This window comes from Streptomyces sp. NPDC048290 (assembly GCF_040652095.1).
Lineage (GTDB): Bacteria > Actinomycetota > Actinomycetes > Streptomycetales > Streptomycetaceae > Streptomyces.
This window is the reverse complement of the sequence record NZ_JBEZLM010000064.1, coordinates 1-1,674: the sequence shown is the minus strand read 5'-3', so window position 1 is coordinate 1,674 and position 1,674 is coordinate 1. Positions and strand designations below refer to the sequence as shown.

The 1,674-nt window shown below is 66.8% G+C and carries 1 protein-coding gene; it reads right to left on the bottom strand.

Going from position 1 to position 1,674, the window contains the following annotated elements; genetic code table 11:
• Nucleotides 1-1,674 (bottom strand): hypothetical protein (locus tag AB0D49_RS41725; RefSeq protein ID WP_362769510.1); only part of this gene is annotated, 1,674 nt, incomplete at both ends.

The following is a 1,674-nucleotide window of genomic DNA, read 5'->3' as shown; positions in this document are numbered from 1 at the left end:
ACGGAGTCCTTCGGCACGGGTGCGCCCTTGGCGCGGAACTCCTCCACGAACGCGTCGACACCTGTCTTCACCGGCTGCGCCGTGGACTGGGTCGGCGGGGCCGAGGGTGTGGGCGGCGTGGTGTGCAGGGTCTCGGCGGGCTGGCGCCAGTTCGCGTAGACCGTGCGCTTGACCTCGGCGATCGTCTGGCCCTGTGCCTCCAGGGTCAGGACGAGTTTCACGGGTGCGCGGAACTGGGCCTGGCTGCCGGTGACGGTGAGCTGCCGGGTCGCGGAGACGTTCAGTTCCTCGGTCCTGGTGGTCTTGTCGTCCCGGGTACGGGTACCGGTGCTGGCGCCGGTCACATTGACCGGCGGGGTCAGCACGCTCCCCGTCGCGACCACGACGGTCCCGCCGATCGCCGTGGTCTTGGTGAGGTCCTTGGTGGTGGTGTCCTTGACGCCGGGTGCGAGCTGGTGGGAGGTCTTGCTGCCGTTGCGCGGGATGATGCCGGACAGTGCGGCGTCCTCGTCGGTGCGGATGGCCTTGAGGGTCAGCGAGGCGCTGACGCTGCCGACCATCACGTTGGCCTTGCGGACCACGACCCGCATGTTCTGCTCGAAGATGGACTGGAACATCGCCTTGGTCTCATCGTCGCCGAGCAGCCGCTGGGCCCGCTGGTAGTTGTTGAGCTGGTCGTCACCGAGCCAGGTCGGGAACAGGTTCCCGGTGAGCTTCTGCTGCGCGGCCGAGATCACGGTCGTGGACGGTTCGTTCCCCAGCGGCTGCTGTGCCACCTCGTGTTCCGGGGTGAGCAGCAGTTCCGGGTTGAGGTCGTTGCGCAGCAGGCTCAGCCGGTCCTTGGGCTTCTCGTCTGCGTCCTGCGTGACCTGGGTCGGTTCCGGGGTGAGTACGGTCGCCAGTTGCTGGGCGAACTTCGGGTCCTTGACGGTCGCGGTGTCGATCAGTTCGGTGAGCATTCCCGAGGTGTTCAGGCCGTACGTCGGGAAGCTGAGCGCGGGGACACCGTCGCTCGGCGCCGAGGAGTGGAAGGTGACCTCGCTGCCCGGGGTGGGCTTACGGCCGGAGGCCATGGGGTTGCCCAGGGTGGGGTCGTTGTTCGGGATGATCTGGTAGCGGCGGGCCTGTGACAGGGTCATCCAGGCGTTGAAGGCGCCCTTGGCGGTGACCTGCTTGGTGACGTAGGTGGGCTCCTTGCTGCCGCGCGGACCGGTGTGCTTGGTCTCGGCGACGATGAAGAAGTCCACGTCCAGGGCGGTGATCACACCGGGGGTGAGCCCGGCCTCGTAGGAGCGGGTGATGGAGCCCGCGATGTTCTGCGCGTCGCCCTTCGTGCCGGTCTCGGTGTAGCTGTAGGTCTGCGAGGGGTTGACCGCGGTGACCACGTGCGAGGGCACGGGGAAGTACTGCTCGAAACCGGCCTGGTACTTGACGCTGTTGGCGGACTCCAGGCTGTAGCTGATGGTGGTGCCACCGGTCATGGACTGCGTGTAGGGCGAGTGGAACCAGTTCTGGAACGCCCCCTGGGGGTCGTTCGGCACTCTGACCCGCATGTAGATTCCGACGTCGCCCTTGTGCCTGCCGGAGTTGCGGACGTACTCCAGGTCCCTGATCCGGGTCTCTCCCCGGCGCATCTGTGCCGTCTTGGAGATGAAGTTCTCCGGTTTGAAGAAG